This window comes from Streptomyces sp. NPDC057743 (assembly GCF_042798755.1).
Lineage (GTDB): Bacteria > Actinomycetota > Actinomycetes > Streptomycetales > Streptomycetaceae > Streptomyces.
The window spans coordinates 159,908-180,163 of sequence record NZ_JBHVJX010000013.1; the positions used below are offsets into that span (position 1 = coordinate 159,908).

Below are 20,256 nucleotides of genomic sequence, written 5' to 3' on the forward strand. Positions count from 1 at the left end.
CGCAACGCCACCCGTGCGCCGCCGTCCGGCCGTCAACCCCGGCCGCGAACCGCCGCCCCCCACCGATCCCCTTCCCCCAAGCGGCAGTTGACCTCCGTCGGAGGCCCTCATCCCTCATTAGGGTGACCGGAAACGGGAACCGCCGCGCGGTATCCGCTCCTCCTGGGCGACGGTATTACCCAACTCCCGTGTCGTGCCTGGGAAGAACGGTTCCTGCGCCCCGCCCGGAGCGCGACGGGGCACGTCAACGGACCACACCCGCACACCGGTTGAAGCCCGGCGCGTTATCCCCATACCCGATCCGGGTGGAGCCGCCGCCGGGGCCTTGGCTGAGGCGATCGTTCCGCCGCACGCTCGAACCCGAAGCCGCCGCGGGCACCGGCCCGCAGCGGAACGCCACCGCCGTGACCCGCGCGAGGAGCGCGCGGCCCACCACGGCCCGACACGGGGGAGAGTCTCCGATGCACAGCCACACCACGTCCCGCACGCTTCGCAGCACCGCACTCGTCACCGGCCTCGCCGCGCTGGCCGCCGTGCTGGTCGCCCCGTCCGCGCTGGGTGCACCGGCCGCCCGCACGACCGGCGGCGGCCACGCTCCCGCCGCCGGCGGCTGCTCGGCCGGCCAGCTCTGCCTCTGGGCGCGGCCGGAGTACGGCGGTCCACGACAGACCTACGAGCTGTCCGACACCGACCTCGAAAGCTGCGTGACCCTGCCCAAGGGCATGACCGCCGCCTCGCTCGCCAACCGCACCGGCCGGCCGGTCACCACCTACCAGAGCGCGGTCTGCGCCGAGACCGGCGAGTTCGACACCTACCCGGGCGGTGGCAGCTGGGTGCCCCGATCCCCTTACCAGGTAAGGGCGTTCAAGCTGTGGGAACACTGAACCGATCACCCGCGGCACACGCGCCGCGCCCCCCGACCGGCGGGCTTCGCCGGTCGGGGGGCGCGGGGGAGACGGTGCGGCGGTCGGCCGCGGGAGGGTCAGGCGTCGCCGCCGGCCTCACCCGCGTCGGCGGCCGTCACGTCCAGCAGCTGGTAGCGGTCGAGCGCCTGCTTGAGCAGCGAGCGGTCGACCTTGCCCTCCTTGGCCAGCTCGGTGAGGACCGCCAGCACGATCGACTGGGCGTCGATGTGGAAGAAGCGGCGGGCGGCGCCGCGGGTGTCCGCGAAGCCGAAGCCGTCGGCGCCCAGCGACTGGTAGGTGCCCGGCACCCAGCGCGCGATCTGGTCCGGGACGGACCGCATCCAGTCCGAGACCGCGACCTTCGGGCCCTCGGCGCCCTGGAGCTTGCGCGTCACGTACGGCACGCGCTGCTCCTCCTCCGGGTGGAGCAGGTTGTGGCGCTCGACCTCAACGGCCTCGCGGCGCAGCTCGTTCCAGGACGTCGCCGACCACACGTCGGCCTTGACGTTCCACTCCTCGGCGAGGATCCGCTGGGCCTCCTCGGCCCACGGCACCGCGACGCCCGAGGCGAGGATCTGGGCCCGGTGCTCGCCCTGCTCGCCCGACTTGATCCGGTGCAGACCCTTGAGGATGCCCTCGACGTCGACGTCCTCCGGCTCGGCCGGGTGCACGATCGGCTCGTTGTAGACGGTGAGGTAGTAGAAGACGTCCTCGCCCGGCTGTCCGTCGGCGGTCTCGCCGTACATCCGGCGCAGACCGTCCTTGACGATGTGCCCGATCTCGTAGCTGTAGGCCGGGTCGTAGGCGACGCAGGCCGGGTTGGTGGAGGCCAGCAACTGGGAGTGGCCGTCGGCGTGTTGGAGGCCCTCACCGGTCAGCGTGGTGCGGCCGGCGGTCGCGCCGAGCACGAAGCCGCGGGAAAGCTGGTCGGCCATCTGCCAGAACTGGTCGCCGGTCCGCTGGAAGCCGAACATCGAGTAGAAGACGTAGACCGGGATCAGCGGCTCGTTGTGGGTGGCGTACGCGGAGCCGGCCGCGATCAGCGACGCGGTGCAACCGGCCTCGGTGATGCCGTCGTGCAGCATCTGACCGGTCGGCGACTCCTTGTAGGCCAGCAGCAGTTCGCGGTCGACCGACTCGTACGCCTGGCCCAGCGGGTTGTAGATCTTGGCGGACGGGAAGAACGCGTCCATGCCGAAGGTCCGGTACTCGTCCGGGGCGATCGGCACGAAGCGCTTGCCGATCTCCTTGTCCCGCATCAAGTCCTTCAGGATCCGGACGAACGCCATGGTCGTGGCGATCTTCTGGTGTCCCGAGCCCTTCTTGGCGGTGGCGTACGCCTTGTCGCCGGGCAGCGCCAGCGGCTTGGCGCGCACGACCCGGGTCGGCACATAGCCGCCCAGCCCCTTGCGGCGGTCGTGCATGTACTGGATTTCCTCGGAGTTGCGACCCGGGTGGTAGTACGGCGGCAGGCCGTCCTCCAGGTCCTTGTCCGGGATGGGCAGGTGCAGCCGGTCGCGGAAGCGCTTGAGGTCCTCGACCGTCAGCTTCTTCATCTGGTGCGTGGCGTTGCGGCCCTCGAAGTTGGGGCCGAGGGTCCAGCCCTTGACGGTCTGGGCCAGGATCACGGTCGGCTGGCCCTTGTGGGCCTTGGCCGCCGCGTACGCCGCGAAGATCTTCCGGTGGTCGTGGCCGCCGCGACCCAGGTGCAGGATCTGGTCGTCGGTCATGTTCTCGACCATCGCGCGCAGTCGGTGGTCGTCACCGAAGAAGTGCTCGCGGATGTACGCACCGGTCTCGGTGGCGTAGGTCTGGAACTGGCCGTCGGGGGTGCTGTTGAGCTTGTTGACCAGGATGCCGTCGCGGTCCTGCGCCAGCAGCGGGTCCCAACTCCGGTCCCAGACCAGCTTGATGACGTTCCAGCCGGCGCCGCAGAACTGCGACTCCAGCTCCTGCATGATCTTGCCGTTGCCGCGGACGGGGCCGTCGAGCCGCTGGAGGTTGCAGTTGACGACGAAGGTCAGGTTGTCCAGGCCCTCGCGGGCGGCGATGGACAGCTGGCCGAGCGACTCCGGCTCGTCCATCTCGCCGTCGCCGAGGAAGGCCCACACGTGCGACTTGGAGGTGTCGGCGATGCCGCGGGCCTCCATGTAGCGGTTCATCCGGGCCTGGTAGATCGCGCCGAGCGGGCCGAGGCCCATCGAGACGGTCGGGAACTCCCAGAAGTCCGGCATCAGCCGCGGGTGCGGGTAGCTGGACAGGCCGTTGGGGGCCTTGGACTTCTCCTGGCGGAAGGCGTCCAACTGCGCGTCGGTGAGCCGGTCCAGCAGGTAGGCGCGGGCGTAGATGCCGGGGGAGGCGTGGCCCTGGAAGAAGATCTGGTCGCCGCCGTCGCCCTCGTCCTTGCCGCGGAAGAAGTGGTTGAAGCCCACGTCGTACAGCGAGGCGGACGAGGCGAAGGTGGCGATGTGGCCGCCGACGCCGATGCCCGGGCGCTGGGCACGGGAGACCATCACGGCGGCGTTCCACCGGGTCGCGTTGAGGATCTTGCGCTCGATCTCCTCGTTGCCCGGGAAGAACGGCTCGTCCTTGGTCGCGATGGTGTTGACGTAGTCCGTGCTGCGCATCTCGGGCACGGCGACCCGGCGTTCACGGGCGCGCTCGATCAGCCGGAGCATGAGGTAGCGGGCGCGTTCCCGGCCTCGCTCGTCGACGGCCGCGTCGAGCGAGTCGAGCCATTCCTGGGTCTCTTCGGGATCGAAGTCCGGGACCTGGCTGGGAAGGCCGCCAATGATGATCGGGTTTCGATCGGATCCGGAAGCCACGCTGTTCCTTCGTGTTCGGTTCGTGTCGTGCTCTGCCTGCTATTGCCGCTGCGCACGGGAACGAATGCGGGTTATGCCTTGTGTCGCGCCGTCTTCCATCGTGTACCGAGCCACTGGGATACGTCACCTCTACCGATGGGTAACCACCCGCTGAGAGAGGGCGCTGAAAGGGCCGATTTCTGTGATCGGCCAAATCGCAACCATACGCCCATCTGCGAACGTGCCAGCGGGCGGTGGGACGGCTCCCCGGGGGCGGAGCCGGGACGCTCCGATATCCTGCGCGGGGGCCATTCCTTCCCCCCTACCCCATATACCCGGCACAATGCTGTGGTGCGTATCACTTCATGGTGTCCTCATGGGGGCGGGGCGGCGGTCGCAGGCCCGTCGATCGTCACCGTTTCGGCGGTCTCGATAGCCGGGTACTTGCGCGATCCGCCCGGCACGTGTGGACTACGCCCAATGCTCCGCGCACGCGCGGGGCGCCTGAGTACTTTCCGAAACATGACAGGAGGCAATCCGTGAGCGCGACCGCGGACCACGCGGAGGAGCGGACCAACCCTGCGACCAAGCTGGGGTTCGAGCCCGGACAGGTGGTCCAGGAGATCGGCTACGACGACGACGTCGAGCAGGAGCTCCGCGAAGGCATCGAGGCCATCATCGGCCAGGAACTTGAGGATGAGGATTACGACGACGTCGCTGATGTCGTCCTCCTGTGGTTCCGGGGCGACGACGGCGACCTCACGGACGCGCTGGTGGACGCCATCGGTCTGATCGTCGAAGGCGGCCAGATCTGGCTGCTGACGCCCAAGACCGGTCGCGACGGCTACATCGAGCCGAGCGACATCAACGAGGCTGCGCGGACCTCGGGTCTGTCCCAGACTCGGAGCATCAACGCGGGCAAGGACTGGACCGGCAGCCGGCTGATCTCGCCCAAGCGCTGACCGCGCCACCGACGTCCCTCGTCGAGCCCCTTCCGGCCGCCGCCGGAAGGGGCTCGACGCAGTTCAGACGGGGTGCGCGGCCCGTTTGGGCGGGCGCGTAGGGTGGTCGCGTCCAGTTGGTCAGTGACGCGGAAGGACGAGAAGGCCCATGGCGATCGAGGTCGGCACCAAGGCTCCGGATTTCGAGCTCAAGAACCAGCACGGCGAGCTGGTCCGGCTCTCCGACTTCCGCGGTGCGAAGAACGTCGTCCTGCTCTTCTACCCGTTCGCCTTCACCGGCGTGTGCACCGGTGAACTCCGCGCGCTCCGCGACGAACTGCCCAAGTTCGTCAACGACGACGTGCAACTGCTCGCGGTCTCCAACGACTCGCCGTTCTCGCTGCGGATCTTCGCCGAGCAGGAGGGGCTGACCTACCCGCTGCTGTCGGACTTCTGGCCGCACGGCGAGGCGTCCAGGGCGTACGGCGTCTTCGACGACGAGAAGGGCTGCGCGGTCCGCGGCACCTTCGTCATCGACAAGGAGGGCGTGGTCCGTTGGACGGTCGTCAACGGCCTGCCGGACGCCCGCGACCTGAACGACTACGTCAAGGCGCTGGCAGCCCTCTAGCGGTCGCGGCGGGTGGTGCGTGGCGATCCGACAGACATGCGTAGGGGATCCGTTCGCGATATCTGTGTGCGGCGGGAACCCGTCACTAGGATCGGTTCGTTGATCCGATGCCATGCACGATGGGGGCGCACAGCACGTACCCCTCGAATTTACGGGAGGACTCGTGGGAGTCAGCCTCAGCAAGGGCGGCAACGTCTCGCTGACGAAGGAAGCCCCCAATCTGACCGCCATCCTCGTCGGTCTGGGCTGGGACGCGCGTACCACCACCGGTACCGACTTCGACCTGGACGCCAGCGCCCTGTTGACGAACGACCAGGGCAAGGTCGACAACGACCTCAACTTCGTCTTCTTCAACAACCTCAAGAGCCCGTGCGGCGCGGTCGAGCACACCGGCGACAACCTCACCGGTGAGGGCGAGGGCGACGACGAGGCGATCAAGGTGAACCTCGCCGGCATCCCCGCCGACGTCCACAAGATCGTCTTCCCGGTGTCGATCTACGATGCCGAGACCCGTCAGCAGAGCTTCGGCCAGGTCCGCAACGCCTACATCCGCGTGGTCAACCAGGCCGACGGCAAGGAGCTGGCGCGCTACGACCTCAGCGAGGACGCCTCGACCGAGACCGCCATGGTCTTCGGCGAGCTGTACCGCAACGGCGCGGAGTGGAAGTTCCGCGCCATCGGCCAGGGTTACGCCTCCGGCCTGCGCGGCATCGCGCAGGACTTCGGCGTCAACGTCTGACCGCACACGCGACTCGCGTCCGGCGCCGTACGCCCCCGTCCGGGGAGTGCGGCGCCGGGTGCGTTTGGCGGGGCGCCGGCGGTGCCCCGTACCGACACCGGGGAGGAAACCACACCATGAGCGTCACGCTCGCCAAGGGGGGCAACGTCTCCCTGTCCAAGGCCGCGCCGAACCTCACGCAGATCACCGTCGGCCTCGGCTGGGACGCGCGCTCCACCACCGGCGCACCGTTCGACCTCGACGCCAGCGCGCTGCTGTGCGGGTCCGGACGGGTGCTGGGCGACGAGTACTTCGTCTTCTACAACAACCTCAAGAGCCCGGAGGGGGCCGTCGAGCACACCGGTGACAACCTCACCGGCGACGGCGAGGGCGACGACGAGACGATCCTGATCGACCTCACCCAGGTCCCCGAGCGGGTGGACGCGATCGTCTTCCCGGTCTCGATCCACGAGGCCGATCTGCGCGGCCAGAGCTTCGGCCAGGTCAGCAACGCCTTCATCCGGGTCGTCAACCAGGCCGACGGCAGCGAGCTCGCCCGCTACGACCTCAGCGAGGACGCCGCCGGCGAGACCGCGATGATCTTCGGCGAGGTCTACCGCCGCAACGGTGAGTGGAAGTTCCGCGCCGTGGGCCAGGGTTATGCCTCCGGGCTGCGTGGCATCGCCCTGGACTTCGGGGTCAACGTGGAGTGAACGCGGTGCTACCGATGTCGTCCCCCGTGCATCCGGACCCGGCGCGGGGGTATCACGGAGCTGACCGGGCACGGACCTGCGGTTCTCCGGCCGGGCGGGGGCCGACCGTCCGGGCCGGGGAGCGGGAGCTCTAGACTTCGGTCAATGTTTCGCAAAGCGCCGCGCACGGGGCGCGGGGGACCCTCACAGCGAAGGATTGGGTAGGGCAGTGCTCCTGAAAACGTTTGGCTGGTCGTTCGCCATCACGGTGCTCGGCCTCGGCCTTGCGGGCGTTCTCTGGGGGTGGCAGGGCCTCGCGGTCGTGGGGATCCTCTCCATCCTGGAGATCTCGCTCTCGTTCGACAACGCGGTCATCAACGCGGGCATCCTGCGCAAGATGAACGCCTTCTGGCAGAAGATCTTCCTCACCGTCGGCATCCTCGTCGCGGTGTTCGGCATGCGGCTGGTCTTCCCGGTCGTCATCGTCGCGATCACCGCGAAGTTGGGGCCCATCGAGGCGGTCCAACTCGCCGTCAACGACAAGGCGCACTACCAGGAACTGGTGACCAGCGCCCACCCGGCCATCGCGGCCTTCGGCGGCATCTTCCTGCTGATGATCTTCCTCGACTTCCTCTTCGAGGGCCGCGAGCACACCTGGCTGTCGTGGATCGAGAAGCCGCTCGCCCGGATCGGCAAGCTGGACACCCTCTCGATCATCGTCGCGCTGGTCGCCCTGTTGGTGAGCGCCCTGACGGTGGCGCCGCACGCGGCGCACGGCGGCGGGGACAAGACCGTCACGGTCCTGTTGGCCGGCATCGCGGGCCTGATCACCTATCTCGTCGTCGGTGGCGTCTCGGGCTACTTCGAGGGCCGCCTGGAGGACGACGAGGCGGACGATGAGGAAGGCGCTGAGCGGGCCGAGGTGGCCAAGAAGGGCGGCGGCTCCGTGGTGGGGCTGGCCGGCAAGGCGGCGTTCTTCATGTTCCTCTACCTGGAGGTCATCGACGCCTCGTTCTCCTTCGACGGCGTCATCGGCGCGTTCGCCATCACCAACGACATCTTCGAGATGGCGCTGGGTCTGGGCATCGGCGCGATGTACATCCGCTCGTTGACCGTCTTCCTGGTCCGCAAGGGGACGTTGGACGACTACGTCTACCTGGAGCACGGCGCGCACTACGCGATCGGCGCGCTGGGCGTCATCCTGCTCGTCACCATCCGGTACGAGGTCAACGAGGTCATCACCGGCCTGGTCGGCGTGGTGCTGATCGCGCTCTCCTTCGGCTCCTCGGTGCTGCGCAACCGGCGCGAGGGCAGGCCCGGCCAGGACGCCCCGACGCACTCGGAAGTGACGTCCGGAGTGTGACCGGGCTCTGAATGAGGAACGCTTTCTGCGGGGCGGCCACGGGGACTTGACCCAACGGCCGCCCCGCAGGGGTTATGAGCCACAACGATGGGGTGGGCAAGGTGTCGTTCCTGGGGAACTTGTGGCGCGGCAATGCGCCGCAGTTCGACGGCGGTGGCGCGTCGTACGTCGTCGAGCTGACGAAGCGGAATCCGGTCGTCTCACTGACGAAGCAGGGGGCGGCCGCCGGGCATCTGCGGGTCAACCTGAGCTGGCAGATGCGCACTTCGGACTTTGGCGAGCGCGCCGGGCAGCGCCCCGGGAGCCTGCTGCGCAATCCCGGCCGGCTATTCAAGCCCGAGGTGGTCCAGGCGCAGGGCCAGGCCGTGGTCAACGTCGACCTGGACCTGGCCTGCATGTACGAGCTGAAGGACGGCTCCAAGGGCGTGGTGCAGCCGCTGGGCAACTTCCTCGGCGACCTCAACTCCCCGCCGTTCGTCAAGCTCAGCGGCGACGACCGGTTCGGCTCCGGGTCCGGCGAGACGCTCTACGTCAATCTCGACCACCGGGACGAGATCAAGCGGATGTTGATCTTCGTCTACATCTACGACGGCACCCCGGCGTTCGACCGCACGCATGCGGTGGTGACCCTCTACCCGAGCACCGGCCCGCGGGTCGAGGTCAAGCTGGACGAGCGGGCGCCGCAGGCCCGGTCCTGCGCCATCTTCATGCTGGAGAACGGCAAGGACGGCCTGACGGTGCGGCGCGAGGTGAAGTACGTCTACGGCTTCCAGGCCGAGCTCGACCGGCTCTACGGCTGGGGGCTCCAGTGGGGCCGGGGCTACAAGTCGCAGGTCTGAGCCGGGACTTCACGGGCCGCCCGCGCGCGGCGGGCGGCTGACGGACGGGGCGGCCGGGCCGCGGGGACGCGCCATGCTCCCCTCGGTCCGGCCGCCCCGTGCGTGCGTCAGCGGCGCTGGAACTGCGGCCCCTGGGGCGGCAGGACGAACGACGGGTCGGGGGCGAACGGCTGCGGCGTCAGCGGCGCCGGGTAGCCGTACGCGGGGGCGGGCGGCTGCTGGGGCGGGTAGAGGGGCGGCTGCGGCGGCGGGCCCGGGTAGCCGGCGGCGGGGCCGGCCGGTGGCTGGGACGGCGGGGGCGGGACGTTGGCCGGGTAGCCGTAGCCGCCGGTGGGCGCGGGCGGCAGCGGGGCGGCCGAGAACGGCTCCGGCATCCGGTCCGGGACGTGCTGGGTGACCGCCTCCGGGTCCGTGCGCGGGCCGCCGGCCGGCGGTGCGCCGGCCTCCTCGGGCCAGGCGCCGGGCGGCGGTGAGACCGGGCCGGCGGGGGCGGGGACCGGCGCACCGCCGGCCGGGGCGTCGTCCGCGGGGCGTTCGACCGCCGTGGTGGGGCCCGGCTCCGGCGGTTGCGCGGCGGACGCCTCCGGGGAGGGGGCGTCGGCGGTCGACGGGGCGGGTCGCTCGTCGTGGGCCGGGTCGGTACCGTCGGCCCCCATCGCCGCGCCGTCCCCGTCCGTCTCGTCCACCGAGATACCGAACTCCGTTGCCAGGCCGACCAGTCCGCTCTCGTAGCCCTGCCCCAGGGCGCGGAACTTCCAGCCGTCGCCGCGCCGGTAGAGCTCCCCGCAGATCAGCGCGGTCTCCTCGCCCGTGTCGGGCACCACGTCGAAGACCGCGAGCGGCTCCGCGCCGTCCGCCGCCGCGTCGTAGAGCAGCACCCGCAGGTCGTGCACGCCGGCGAACGGGCCGCCGTCGGAGGAGGCGGCGAGCACCACCCGCGCCACCGACGCATCGAGCGGCGTCAGTTCCGCCTCGATGGTGTCGGTCAGGGCGTCGGGCAGCCGGGTCTTGGGCAGGTGCCGGACCAGGCCGCTGGGGTGCCGCGGCTGGTTGTAGAAGACGAAGTCCTCGTCGGAGCGCACGCGTCCGTCCGGCCCCACCAGCAGGGCCGAGGCGTCGACGTCGGGGACGCCGGCGCCCGGCGTCCAGCGCAGCACGGCCCGGACGGCCGTGGCGTTCAGGGGTACGTTCGACCCTTTCAGCATCGCGTGCGTCATGCGGCAATCCTGCCTTCCCGCCGGTGGCGGCCACAACGCGGGGGCCGGGCACCGCGCTTCCCGGATACCCCTCGGCCACCGTGGCAGCACGGGGATTTCGGACCGGCGGGAACTTTCGAGCCCCCCACGCACGTACGATTACCGGCTGGATCCAGACAGCGGAACGCGGCGGGGGCGCCCGAGTACCGCTTGATACGGGGAGTTGTATGCGGCACTTTGGGCACCTTGCGCCCGATCTCCGGAAGACTCTGTTCCACAAGGAACCGGTGGAGTTCACGGCGGAATCCCCGGCCGGCGTGCTCGCGACCGCCCTCGGCGCCACGCTCTACAGCCCCGCCACCCGCCCCCGCCTCGCCGACGACGTCCGCAAGCAGACCGCGCGCGGCGTGACGTCCATGGTGCTGTGCCTGGAGGACGCCATCGGCGACGGCGACGTGGCGGCCGGCGAGGAGAACCTCGTCCGGCAGTTCGGCCTGCTCGACGAGGCCGCCGCCGGCGGCGCCGACCTCCCCCTGCTCTTCATCCGGGTCCGCGCGCCGGCCCAAATACCCGACCTGGTACGCCGGATGGGCCGGGCCGTGCGACGGCTGTCCGGATTCGTACTCCCGAAGTTCACCGCGGAGCGCGGGCTGCCCTTCCTGGAGGCGCTGACCGAGGCCGAATCGGCCTGCGGGCGGCGGCTGTTCGCGATGCCGGTGCTGGAGTCCCCCCAACTCCTCCACCTGGAAAGCCGCGCCGCGACCCTGGCGGGCATCGCCCGCACCGTCGCCGGCTACCGCGACCGGGTGCTCGCCCTGCGCCTCGGCGTCACCGACTTCTGCTCCGCCTACGGCCTGCGCCGGGCCCCCGACATGACCGCCTACGACGTCCAGATCGTCGCCTCCGTGATCGCCGACGTGGTCAACGTCCTCGGCCGCGCGGACGGCACCGGCTTCACCGTCACCGGCCCGGTCTGGGAGTACTTCCGGCTGCACGAGCGGATGTTCAAGCCGCAGCTGCGCCGCAGCCCGTTCCTGGGCGAGGCCGAGGAGCTGCGCTCCAACCTGATCGAGCACGACATGGACGGGCTGCTGCGCGAGATCGAACTCGACCGCGCCAACGGCCTGACCGGCAAGACCTGCATCCACCCCTCGCACGTCGCCCCCGTGCACGCCCTGTCGGTGGTCAGCCACGAGGAATACAGCGACGCCACCGACATCCTGCGGCCCGAGCGCGACGCCGGCGGCGTGCTGCGCTCCTCGTACACCAACAAGATGAACGAGGTGAAGCCGCACCGCGCCTGGGCCGAGCGGACGCTGCTGCGCGCCGAGGCGTTCGGCGTGGCCCGCGAGGACGTCGGCTTCGTGGAGCTGCTGACCGCGAGCCTGACGCCGGCCTGAAGCCCGACGGCCCAAAACCCCCAGTTGAGAGCGACGGCATGAACGACGGTACGGACCCGACGACGGAGCGCGGCGCGCGCGAGGCGTGGAGCGGCGCGTGGGTCGCGAAGCGGCTCGGGGTCACCCTGAGCGGCGCGGACGCACTGCCCCGACTGCTCGGGCTGGCGCTGCGGCGCAACCCCAAGCGCGCCCACCTGCTGGTCTCCCACGTGCTCGGCAAGCACGTACCGCAGCGCCCGGAGGTGGTGCACGGCGCCGGCGTCCAACTGGGCCGCCGGGTGCGCGCGTTGCTCGGGGACGAGCAGGCCGCCCGCGCCGTCGTCCTCGGCTACGCCGAGACCGCCACCGGGCTCGGCCACTCGGTCGCCGACGGGCTGGCGCTCGCCCCCTACCTGCACTCCACCCGCCGCCCGGTACCGGGCGTGCCGCACGCCGCCGGCTTCGAGGAGGAGCACAGCCACGCCACCTCGCACCTGCTGCTCCCCGAGGACCGCACCCTGCTCTCCGGGGACGGCCCCCTGGTCCTCGTCGACGACGAGTTCTCCACCGGGCGCACGGTCCGCAACACCATCCGGGCGCTGCACGCCCACCACCCCCGGGAGCGCTACGTCATCGTCGCCCTGGTGGACATGCGGGCCAAGGACGACCGCGAGGTGCTGGCGAAGTGCGCCGCCGAACTCGGCGCCCGCATCGACCTGGTCGCCCTGGCCGACGGCACCGTCCGGCTGCCCGACGACGTCCTGGAGCGCGGCCGCGAACTGGTCGCCGCCCAGGAGGCGTTGACCGCCGCCCCCAGTGGCGCGCCGGCCGGCCCGGAGGCGCTACGCATCGACCTCGGCTGGCCCGCCGGGCTGCCCGACGGCGGCCGGCACGGCTTCACCCCGGCCCACCGCGCCGTACTGGAGGAGCACCTGCCCGCCATGGCCGCCCGTATGGCGGCGCACCTCGACGGCGCCCGCCGCGTCCTGGTCCTCGGCAACGAGGAGCTGATGTACGCCCCGCTGCGGCTGGCCGGTGCCCTGGACGCGCACCTCGCCCCGGCCGGCGGCACCGTCCGCTTCTCCACCACCACCCGCTCCCCGGTCCTCGCCGTGGACGACCCCGGCTACGCGATCCGCACCCGGCTGACCTTCCCCGCCCACGACCGCCCGGCGGACGGCCCGGGGGAGCGCTACGCCTACAACGTCGCCCCCGGCAGCGACCCGGCCCGCCGCTTCGACGCCATCGTCGCGGTCGTCGACTCCGCCGGCGACCGCCCCGAACTCCACGCCCCCGGCGGCCTGCTCGCCCAACTGGCCGGCCACACCGACCGGTTGCTGCTGGCCGTCGTCCCCGCCCACACCCCGCCCGCCGCCCGCCCCGCCCCGCTGCGCGGCTCGCTCCCAGGCCCGCTGCGCGGCTCGCTCCCAGGCCCGCTGCGCGGCTCGCTCCCAGGCCCGCTGCGCGGCCCGGCGTTCTCCTCCTACGCCCCCGACGAGATCGGCTGGCTGCTCAAGGACCTCTCCGGGGTCACCCTGGAGACGCCCACCGAGGAGCGCGAGGAGGCGATCCAGCGCGGCGGCGCGCACTACGCGGAGTCGCTGCCGGTCGAGTACCAACCCGGCGCGGAATACCAGGAGCTGTTCCGCAGCGCGCTGCGGGCCGGCGCCGGCCGGATGGCGCGCGCCGTCGGCACCGTCACCGAGACCGTGCTCGCCGAACGGGGCCCGCGCCCGGTCCTGGTATCCCTGGCCCGCGCCGGCACCCCCGTCGGCATCCTGATGCGCCGCTGGGCCCGCCACCACCGCGGCCTGGAGCTGCGGCACTACGCCGTCTCCATCGTCCGCGGCCGCGGCATCGACGTCACCGCGCTGCGCTGGCTCGCTGCCCACCACGACCCGGCCAACGTGGTGTTCGTCGACGGCTGGACGGGCAAGGGCGCCATCACCCGCGAACTGGCCACGGCGCTCGCCGACTTCCCCGGCTTCGACCCGCGCCTGGCGGTCCTCGCCGACCCCGGCGGCTGCGTGTCCACCTACGGCACCCGCGACGACTTCCTGATCCCGTCCGCCTGCCTGAACTCCACCGTCTCCGGCCTGGTCTCGCGCACCGTGCTGCGCGCCGACCTGATCGGCCCGGACGACTTCCACGGCGCCAAGTTCTACCGCGAACTGGCCGGCAGCGACCTGTCCGCGGAGTTCCTGGACACCGTCACCGCCCACTTCGACGCGGTCGCCGGCGCGGCCACCGCCGACGCGCGGGCCCTGGCCGCCGCCGACCGCGCCCCCACCTGGGCGGGCTGGGCGGCCGTCGAGCGGATCAGCGCGCAGTACGCCATCGACGACATCAACCTCGTCAAGCCCGGCGTCGGCGAGACCACCCGGGTGCTGCTGCGCCGGGTCCCCTGGCGGATCCTCGCCCGCCGCGGCGCCGGCGCCGACCTCGACCACGTCCGGCTGCTGGCCGACCAGCGCGGCGTGCCCATCGAGGAGGTCGACGAACTCCCGTACACCTGCGTCGGGTTGATCCACCCCCGCTACACCCGCGGGGCCACCGGCGCCGACGGCACGGCGGTGGCCGGCCGATGACCACGCCCGCCCCCCTGGTCGCCAGCGACCTCGACCGCACGCTCATCTACTCGGCCGCCGCGCTGCACCTCACCGGCCCCGACGCGGCCGCCCCCCGGCTGCTCTGCGTCGAGGTCTACGAGGGCCGGCCGCTCTCCTACCTCACCGAGACGGCCGCCGCGCTGCTGAGCGAACTGGCCGGCCGCGCCACCTTCGTGCCGGCCACCACCCGCACCCGCGCCCAATATGGGCGCATCCGACTCCCCGGCCCGCCACCGGAGTTCGCGGTCTGCGCCAACGGTGGCCACCTGCTCGTCCGGGGCGTCACCGACCCCGACTGGCAGCGCACCGTCGCCGACCGGCTCGCCGCCCACTGCGCCCCGTTGGACGAGATCGACGCCCACCTGGCCCGCACCACCGACCCGGTGTGGCTGCGCAGCCGACGCACCGCCGAGGACCTGTTCGCCTACCTCGTCGTGGAGCGCCCGCTGCTGCCGGACGGCTGGGTCGCCGACCTGGCCGGGTGGGCAAAGACGCGCGGCTGGACGGTCTCCCTCCAGGGCCGCAAGCTCTACGTCGTGCCGCGCCCGCTCACCAAGAGCGCCGCGGTCGCCGAGGTGGCCCGCCGCACCGGCGCGACCGGCTTCCTCGGCGCCGGCGATTCGCTGCTCGACACCGACCTGTTGCTGGCCGCGGACCGCGGATGGCGGCCGGGGCACGGCGAGTTGGCGGACACCGACTGGGGCGCGCCGCGTGTCACGGCGCTCGCCGAACGGGGCGTGGCCGCGGGGGAGGCGATCGTACGGGCGATGGTGGGTGCCGTCGGGGGGAGCTGACGGGCGCGGGGGAGGGAGAACGCGGGCGGCGCGCGCCGTTGTGCGCCGTCGGCGGGCCGGGGCGTGGCGGCTGACAGGTCGCGCGGGCCGGCCGTAGGCTGCCGGCGACCGGGAGGAGAGCACCGTGGCCGAGCCCAAGAACACCCCGCTGACGCCGGAGTTGTACGCCTATGTGCTGGCGCACAACCCGCCGCTGGACCCCGCCCTGGAGGAGCTCGCGGACCGCACCCGCGAGCGGTTCCCCACCGCGGCGGGCATGCTGTCGGCCCCCGAACAGGCGCTGCTGCTGGCGTTCCTGATCCGGCTCACCGGTGCCCAGCACGTGGTCGAGGTGGGCACCTTCACCGGCTTCGCCACGCTCGCCATGGCCCGGGCACTGCCCGCCGGCGGCACGCTGATCGCCTGCGACATCTCCGAGGAGTGGACCGCGTACGGCCGGGAAGCCTGGGCGAAGGCCGGGGTCGCGGACCGCATCGAGCTGCGGATCGCACCGGCGCTGGAGACCCTGCGCGCGATGCCGCCCGAACCCCACATCGACCTGGCCTACCTCGACGCCGACAAGGGCGGCTACCTCAACTACTGGGAGGAGCTGGTGCCGCGGCTACGCCCCGGCGGCCTGCTCGTCGCCGACAACGTCCTGTACCAGGGCCGGGTCACCGACCCCGCGGCCACCGGACCGGCCCTGGCCATCCGGGAGTTCAACGACCACGTCCTCGCGGACACCCGTATGGAGACGGTGCTGCTCCCCCTGGCGGACGGGGTGACGCTGGCCCGTAGGCGGTAGGGCGGTGACTTGCGGGACCGGGCCCGTGGCCGTAGTAGTGCGGCGGCCGACGGCCGGTGGTCAGCCGCAGCAGCCGCCCCCGCAGCAGCCGCCGCCCCCGCCGCCCGGCGCGGCGGCCGGGCCGGGAGCGGACGCGGCCTTGCCGACGGCGACGGTGGACAGCAGCTTCACGGTGTCCTGGTGGCCCTCCGGGCAGGCCGCCGGAGCGGACGACTCGGCCATCGGCCGGTTCAGCTCGAAGGTGGTCCCACAGGGGCGACAGCGGTATTCGTAACGGGGCATGGGCACAGGGTATGACTTCGCCGTGGCGTCCCGCCTCCGTCGTCTGCCTCGCCGGGCGGGCCGGAGCGGTACGGGGGCGGCCGCGGCCGGGGCTCAGCGCACGACCGTGCCCGGCGGCGCGGCCAGCAGGCCCAGCTCCGCGCGGGTCGGCGCGCCCTCCCAGTCGCCCGGGGAGGCGGCCGCGAACGCCCCGGTGGTGACCGCCCGCGCCAGCCGCCCGGTGACGTCCGCGCCGTCCAACAGCGCCGAGAGGTAGCCGGCCACGAAGGCGTCGCCGGCGCCCACCGGGTCCACCGCCCGTACCGGCACGGCGGGTTGGTGGCGGGGACCGCCGTCGCCGGTATACGCCGTCGCGCGGGCCGCGCCGTGCGTCACCACGACCTCGCGGACGCCGGCGGCCAACAGCCGGGCCGGCGACGTGACTTCGGGCTGACGCTCCGACGCCGGCAGGCACAGCGGCAGCTCGTCCTCGGAGGCGATCAGCACATCCACGAACGGGAGCCAGTCGCGCAGCACGTCGGCGGCCTCGGCGGCGTTCCACAGCCGGGCGCGGAAGTTGACGTCCAGGCAGACGAGCGCCGCGTGCCGGCGGGCCAGGCGGAGGGCGAGGTCGGCGGCAGCGCGGGCGGTGGGACCCAGTGCCGGGGTGATGCCGGTCAGGTGCAGCACCCGGGGCGGCGCCGCGGCGAAGGCCCGCTCGACGGCGGCCGCCGAGGGGCGCGAACCGGCCGACCCCGCGCGGTAGTAGTGGACCCGGGTCAGCTCCGGCAGCCGCGGCTCGAAGAGGAGCAGCCCGGTGGGCGCGTCCGGGTCGACGGTGGCGCCGGACACCTCGACGCCCTCGGCCCGCAGCGTCCGCAGCACCAGTTCCCCCGCCTCGTCCGCGCCGACCGCCCCCGTCCACCGGACGCGATGGCCCAACCGGGCCAGACCGATCGCCACATTGCTCTCCGCGCCGGCCACCGAGACCCGCATCGTGCCGCCCAGCTTCAACGGGCCGCTGCCGCGCAGCGCCACCATGGTCTCGCCGAAGGTGAGCACGCCTGCGTCAACGGGTGGGGCGGGTACCGGAGTTGGTGCGGGTGGCGCGGGTGGCGCCGTTATGCCGTCCCGCGCGCCGCTTCCCGCGCCGCCCTCCGTCGGCTTGCCCTCCACGTGCCCTCCCCTGGTGCCGTGTCTCGCCGCGTGCCGGTCCGCGCTCCGGACGGCCGACCGGGAACCCGCACGCCCCTGATACCTCTCCCAACACCCTTCTCCTCACCCTTCCCCACTCACCATTCCGCGAACGAACCGTCCTCGTACCGCCAGACCGGATTCCGCCAGGCGTGCCCGCCCGCCGCGTCGGCCGCCCGGACGGCCGCCTCGTCCACCTCCACCCCGAGCCCCGGACGGTCGGACCGCAGCAGTGCCCCGCGGTCGAAGCGGAACGACGCCGGGTCGACGACGTAGTCCAGCAGCTCGGCCTCCCGGTGGTAGTGGATGCCCAGGGACTGCTCCTGGATGAGGAAGTTCGGGGTGGTGAAGGCCACTTGGAGGCTGGCGGCGAGGGCGAGGGGCCCGAGCGGGCAGTGCGGGGCGAGCAGCGCCCCGTACGGCTCCGCCAGGGCGGCGATCCGACGCAGCTCCGAGATCCCGCCGGCGTGCGACACATCGGGCTGTACGACGGCGACGCCGGCCTGGAGCGGAGCCAGGAACTCACGGCGGGTGTAGAGACGTTCACCCAGTGCGAGCGGAACGCCGGACGCCGCGACGAGGCCGGGGAGGGCGGCCATCTGCTCGGGGAGGACGGGCTCCTCGACGAACAGCGGGGCGGACTCCGCCAGCAGCGGCAGCAGCCTGCGGGCATTGGAGGGGGTGACACGACCATGGAAGTCCAGGGCGAAGTCCCGGTCCTCACCGAGGACTTCACGGGCGATCTCGGCGCGCCGCAGACAGTCGCGCACCTCGGCGCGGGTCGCCAACGGGGACATCCGCCCGCAGCCGTTCATCTTGACGGCGCTGAAGCCCGCCTCGACCTGCGCGGTCACCGCGTCCCGGATCTGCGCCGGCTCGTCGCCGCCGACCCAGGCATAGGCCCGCACCCGATCGCGGACCGGCCCGCCCAGCAACTGGTGCACGGCCAGCCCGCATTGCTTCCCCTTGATGTCCCACAGCGCCTGGTCCAGGCCGGCGACGGCGGAGGAGAGCACCGGGCCGCCCCGGTAGAAGCCGCCTTTCGTCAGCACCTGCCAGTGGTCCTCGATGCGCGCCGGATCCCGTCCAAGGAGGTACTCCGCCAGCACCGCCACCGCCGCCCGGACCGGCTCCGCCCGCCCCTCGACCACGGGCTCGCCCCACCCCACCACCCCCTGGTCGGTCTCCACCCGCACGAACAGCCAGCGCGGCGGCGCGAGAAAGGTCTCGATACGGCTGATCTTCATGGGTCGGGCCATGGCGCGGCGACCGTCCTTCCACCGAGGAGAGGGGACCGAGGGGCGAGAGGGGTGATGGCCGGCGGACGTGGAGCGCGTTCCCCGGTGGTCTACCCATGCCGCTCGGCGGCAGCTGCGCTCTCGGCCGTGAGCGCGCTCAGGGATGCTCGCGCGCCGACTTGTCGAGCAGTTCCAGCATCGCCATGTACGCGCCGTCCAGGTCCCGGTCGCGCACCGCCTCGGCCACCGCCGCGTGCACGGGGTGCGGGTGCGCAAAGGCGCTGCCGGACGCGTAGACCTCCCGCCCGCGCTGGATGATCACGGGCACGATCACCCGGTGCATCTGCGCGTAGAAGCGGTTGTTGGAGGCGAGCAGCAGCGCGGTGTGGAAGGAGGCGTCGGCGCGGACCAGCAGCACCGGGTCGTCCTCGGTCGCGGACATCGCGCTGAGCGCGGCGTTGAGGGCTTCCAGGTCGTCGTCGGTGCGGCGCTCCGCGGCCAGCGCGGCCGCCGCGGGCTCGATCGACCGGCGGAGTTCGAGCATGTCGGCGTAGAAGTCGGACGAGGCGCCGGCGGTCAACTTCCAGCGCAGCACGTCGGAATCGAGGAGGTTCCACTCCTCCCGCGGCCGGACGTAGGTGCCGTGGTTCTGTCGGGTGGCGAGCAGTCCCTTGGTGGCCAGCACCTTCACCGCCTCGCGCAGCACGGTCTGGCTGACGTCCAGCTCGGCCATCACCTTCTGGAGGGCGAGCACCTCCCCCTCGCCGTAGGTGCCGGTGACGATCCGTTGGGCGAGCGCCTCGACGGCCGCCCCGTGCTGCCCGTGCCCCGCGTACGAGCCGGGATTCCCCAACTGCCCCATGGTTGCTCCCCTATACCCGGACGTCCCCTACGGTCCGCTACGCCCGAAGCCCGGCGCGGGCGCGGGCCGGAATATCCCCCATCACCCGCACGTTGTGGCCCCACGGGGGGCCTTCGCGCCCCTTACGGGATCCGTTCGGACACCCCCTCCGGGCCACGCCCGCTCCTGGCCGTCTCGGCTTCCGACCGTCACAACTCCTCGGCGCTGCCGGCCGGCGGGGCACCGCCGGCCCCGCCGCTGCCGCCCGGCCCGGCGCCGGAGCCCGTCGCCCCCCGCTCCGCGCCGCCCTGTGCGGCCTTCTCCGGCCCCGCCGCGGCGTGCGCTTCGGTGGCGCGCTGCCGGCGCGGACCGGTCACGCTCGTACCGGGCCCGAGCGAGCCCATGCCGCCGTGCCAGGCGCCCTGCATCCGCACCCGCGCCGACTGCCGCCCCGCGGTCATCCCGGACACCGGGTGCAACTGCCCGCTCTCGAACCGCTCGGCCTCCTCCGGGTGCCGGGCGCGCCAGTACGGGTTGTCGTGCGACAGCCCGCCGCTGACCCGCCCGTACATCCCGAACACCAGCAGGAGCAGCCCCACCACGAAGCTGAAGTAGACGTTCTGGATCTTGAAGGCGAGGAAGTTGGAGTCGGTCTGGAGCAGTCCCAGGTTCACGAAGCCGCTCAACAGGAAGAGCCCGCCGAGCACGATGTTGAGGGTGGAGGCGAAGTTCCCGCCAAGCGTCATGCCGACGATGAGCAGCGCGCCGATGACGATCGAGAGCACGCTGAGCGAGCCGTTGGTGCTCAGCCCGGCCACGGTCGCGCCGCCGGTGTCGAAGAACCCGATGTGGTGGGTCAGGCCGAGGACGCCGAACGCGACCAGCACCAGCCCCATCAGCCCGGCGCCGACGCGGTAGACCTGGTTCAGCCGATGGTCCACCGGCAGGTGCTTGTTGAACTGGGCGCGGCGCTTCGTGAACCGGTTGAGAGGGTTCGCGGGCCTGTGCAGGCCGTGACCTGTTGCACCGGTAGCAGCCATATCCGGCCTCCCTTGCGCGATGAGCCGCCT

The 20,256-nt window shown here is 72.3% G+C and carries 18 protein-coding genes; 11 read left to right on the top strand and 7 right to left on the bottom strand.

Annotation, left to right across the window (positions count from 1 at the left end):
* Nucleotides 1-461 precede the first annotated feature (461 nt).
* Entirely contained in the window at nucleotides 462-884 is a 423-nt protein-coding gene (locus ACFVFQ_RS17350) for a peptidase inhibitor family I36 protein (protein ID WP_383416075.1), read from the top strand.
* A 98-nt stretch (nucleotides 885-982) separates the two neighbouring features.
* Here the strand turns inward: ACFVFQ_RS17350 and aceE are convergent, their stop codons facing one another.
* Nucleotides 983-3,730: a pyruvate dehydrogenase (acetyl-transferring), homodimeric type gene (gene aceE / locus ACFVFQ_RS17355; RefSeq protein WP_383416078.1), complete on the bottom strand. Its 2,748-nt coding sequence runs from the start codon at nucleotides 3,728-3,730 to the stop codon at nucleotides 983-985.
* Nucleotides 3,731-4,248: 518 nt separating this feature from the next.
* Between aceE and ACFVFQ_RS17360 the strand changes: the two genes are divergently transcribed.
* The 6 genes from ACFVFQ_RS17360 to ACFVFQ_RS17385 all read left to right on the top strand — a co-directional run bounded on the left by ACFVFQ_RS17360 (nucleotide 4,249) and on the right by ACFVFQ_RS17385 (nucleotide 8,890).
* On the top strand, nucleotides 4,249-4,671 hold the full coding sequence (locus ACFVFQ_RS17360) for a DUF3052 domain-containing protein (RefSeq protein WP_383416081.1): 423 nt from the start codon (nucleotides 4,249-4,251) through the stop codon (nucleotides 4,669-4,671).
* Between the two features lie 148 nt (nucleotides 4,672-4,819).
* Entirely contained in the window at nucleotides 4,820-5,278 is a 459-nt protein-coding gene (locus tag ACFVFQ_RS17365) for a peroxiredoxin (RefSeq protein ID WP_383416084.1), read from the top strand.
* A 163-nt stretch (nucleotides 5,279-5,441) separates the two neighbouring features.
* Entirely contained in the window at nucleotides 5,442-6,017 is a 576-nt protein-coding gene (locus ACFVFQ_RS17370; protein ID WP_383416086.1) for a TerD family protein, read from the top strand.
* Nucleotides 6,018-6,133: 116 nt separating this feature from the next.
* Entirely contained in the window at nucleotides 6,134-6,709 is a 576-nt protein-coding gene (locus ACFVFQ_RS17375) for a TerD family protein (RefSeq protein ID WP_383416089.1), read from the top strand.
* Nucleotides 6,710-6,917: 208 nt separating this feature from the next.
* Entirely contained in the window at nucleotides 6,918-8,051 is a 1,134-nt protein-coding gene (locus ACFVFQ_RS17380; RefSeq protein ID WP_383416092.1) for a DUF475 domain-containing protein, read from the top strand.
* 74 nt (nucleotides 8,052-8,125) lie between these two features.
* Nucleotides 8,126-8,890, top strand: coding sequence for a Tellurium resistance (locus ACFVFQ_RS17385; RefSeq protein ID WP_383416095.1), 765 nt, complete (start codon nucleotides 8,126-8,128; stop codon nucleotides 8,888-8,890).
* A gap of 107 nt (nucleotides 8,891-8,997) precedes the next feature.
* Here the strand turns inward: ACFVFQ_RS17385 and ACFVFQ_RS17390 are convergent, their stop codons facing one another.
* Nucleotides 8,998-10,107, bottom strand: a complete 1,110-nt coding sequence (locus tag ACFVFQ_RS17390) for a TerD family protein (protein ID WP_383416100.1) — start codon at nucleotides 10,105-10,107, stop codon at nucleotides 8,998-9,000.
* 206 nt (nucleotides 10,108-10,313) lie between these two features.
* On the opposite strand from ACFVFQ_RS17390, the gene ACFVFQ_RS17395 reads away from it, so the two are divergent.
* The 4 genes from ACFVFQ_RS17395 to ACFVFQ_RS17410 all read left to right on the top strand — a co-directional run bounded on the left by ACFVFQ_RS17395 (nucleotide 10,314) and on the right by ACFVFQ_RS17410 (nucleotide 15,652).
* A complete protein-coding gene (locus ACFVFQ_RS17395; RefSeq protein ID WP_383416103.1) occupies nucleotides 10,314-11,486 on the top strand; it encodes an HpcH/HpaI aldolase/citrate lyase family protein in 1,173 nt (390 codons plus the stop codon).
* Between the two features lie 38 nt (nucleotides 11,487-11,524).
* Complete coding sequence (locus ACFVFQ_RS17400; RefSeq protein ID WP_383416106.1) at nucleotides 11,525-14,053, top strand: phosphoribosyltransferase; 2,529 nt, start codon at nucleotides 11,525-11,527, stop codon at nucleotides 14,051-14,053.
* Nucleotides 14,050-14,868, top strand: coding sequence for an HAD family hydrolase (locus ACFVFQ_RS17405; RefSeq protein WP_383416111.1), 819 nt, complete (start codon nucleotides 14,050-14,052; stop codon nucleotides 14,866-14,868). Before ACFVFQ_RS17400 ends, ACFVFQ_RS17405 begins: the two co-directional genes overlap by 4 nt.
* Nucleotides 14,869-14,992: 124 nt before the next feature.
* Nucleotides 14,993-15,652 carry an O-methyltransferase gene (locus tag ACFVFQ_RS17410; protein WP_383416114.1) on the top strand — a complete coding sequence of 220 codons (660 nt, stop codon included), beginning with the start codon at nucleotides 14,993-14,995 and terminating at the stop codon, nucleotides 15,650-15,652.
* A gap of 60 nt (nucleotides 15,653-15,712) precedes the next feature.
* Here the strand turns inward: ACFVFQ_RS17410 and ACFVFQ_RS17415 are convergent, their stop codons facing one another.
* From ACFVFQ_RS17415 to ACFVFQ_RS17435, 5 genes are all read right to left on the bottom strand, one after another.
* Nucleotides 15,713-15,934 (bottom strand): zinc ribbon domain-containing protein, encoded by a 222-nt coding sequence (locus ACFVFQ_RS17415; RefSeq protein ID WP_383416117.1) that lies wholly within the window; start codon nucleotides 15,932-15,934, stop codon nucleotides 15,713-15,715.
* Between the two features lie 93 nt (nucleotides 15,935-16,027).
* A complete protein-coding gene (locus tag ACFVFQ_RS17420; RefSeq protein WP_383416120.1) occupies nucleotides 16,028-16,975 on the bottom strand; it encodes a sugar kinase in 948 nt (315 codons plus the stop codon).
* A 230-nt stretch (nucleotides 16,976-17,205) separates the two neighbouring features.
* A complete protein-coding gene (gene dgoD / locus ACFVFQ_RS17425) occupies nucleotides 17,206-18,354 on the bottom strand; it encodes a galactonate dehydratase (protein WP_383416122.1) in 1,149 nt (382 codons plus the stop codon).
* Nucleotides 18,355-18,502: 148 nt separating this feature from the next.
* Nucleotides 18,503-19,207 (bottom strand): FadR/GntR family transcriptional regulator, encoded by a 705-nt coding sequence (locus ACFVFQ_RS17430; protein ID WP_383416125.1) that lies wholly within the window; start codon nucleotides 19,205-19,207, stop codon nucleotides 18,503-18,505.
* Between the two features lie 188 nt (nucleotides 19,208-19,395).
* Nucleotides 19,396-20,226, bottom strand: coding sequence for a DUF4383 domain-containing protein (locus tag ACFVFQ_RS17435; protein ID WP_383416128.1), 831 nt, complete (start codon nucleotides 20,224-20,226; stop codon nucleotides 19,396-19,398).
* Between the last annotated feature and the right edge of the window lie 30 nt (nucleotides 20,227-20,256).

Bases quoted from the DNA above. Each gene is read 5' to 3' on its own strand.
- ACFVFQ_RS17350 (WP_383416075.1), top strand. From the start codon at position 462: ATGCACAGCCACACCACGTCCCGCACGCTTCGCAGCACCGCACTCGTC.
- ACFVFQ_RS17365 (WP_383416084.1), top strand. From the start codon at position 4,820: ATGGCGATCGAGGTCGGCACCAAGGCTCCGGATTTCGAGCTCAAGAAC.
- ACFVFQ_RS17375 (WP_383416089.1), top strand. From the start codon at position 6,134: ATGAGCGTCACGCTCGCCAAGGGGGGCAACGTCTCCCTGTCCAAGGCC.
- ACFVFQ_RS17385 (WP_383416095.1), top strand. From the start codon at position 8,126: ATGAGCCACAACGATGGGGTGGGCAAGGTGTCGTTCCTGGGGAACTTG.
- ACFVFQ_RS17390 (WP_383416100.1), bottom strand. From the start codon at position 10,107: ATGACGCACGCGATGCTGAAAGGGTCGAACGTACCCCTGAACGCCACG.
- ACFVFQ_RS17395 (WP_383416103.1), top strand. From the start codon at position 10,314: ATGCGGCACTTTGGGCACCTTGCGCCCGATCTCCGGAAGACTCTGTTC.
- ACFVFQ_RS17400 (WP_383416106.1), top strand. From the start codon at position 11,525: ATGAACGACGGTACGGACCCGACGACGGAGCGCGGCGCGCGCGAGGCG.
- ACFVFQ_RS17405 (WP_383416111.1), top strand. From the start codon at position 14,050: ATGACCACGCCCGCCCCCCTGGTCGCCAGCGACCTCGACCGCACGCTC.
- ACFVFQ_RS17415 (WP_383416117.1), bottom strand. From the start codon at position 15,934: ATGCCCCGTTACGAATACCGCTGTCGCCCCTGTGGGACCACCTTCGAG.
- dgoD (WP_383416122.1), bottom strand. From the start codon at position 18,354: ATGAAGATCAGCCGTATCGAGACCTTTCTCGCGCCGCCGCGCTGGCTG.
- ACFVFQ_RS17430 (WP_383416125.1), bottom strand. From the start codon at position 19,207: ATGGGGCAGTTGGGGAATCCCGGCTCGTACGCGGGGCACGGGCAGCAC.
- ACFVFQ_RS17435 (WP_383416128.1), bottom strand. From the start codon at position 20,226: ATGGCTGCTACCGGTGCAACAGGTCACGGCCTGCACAGGCCCGCGAAC.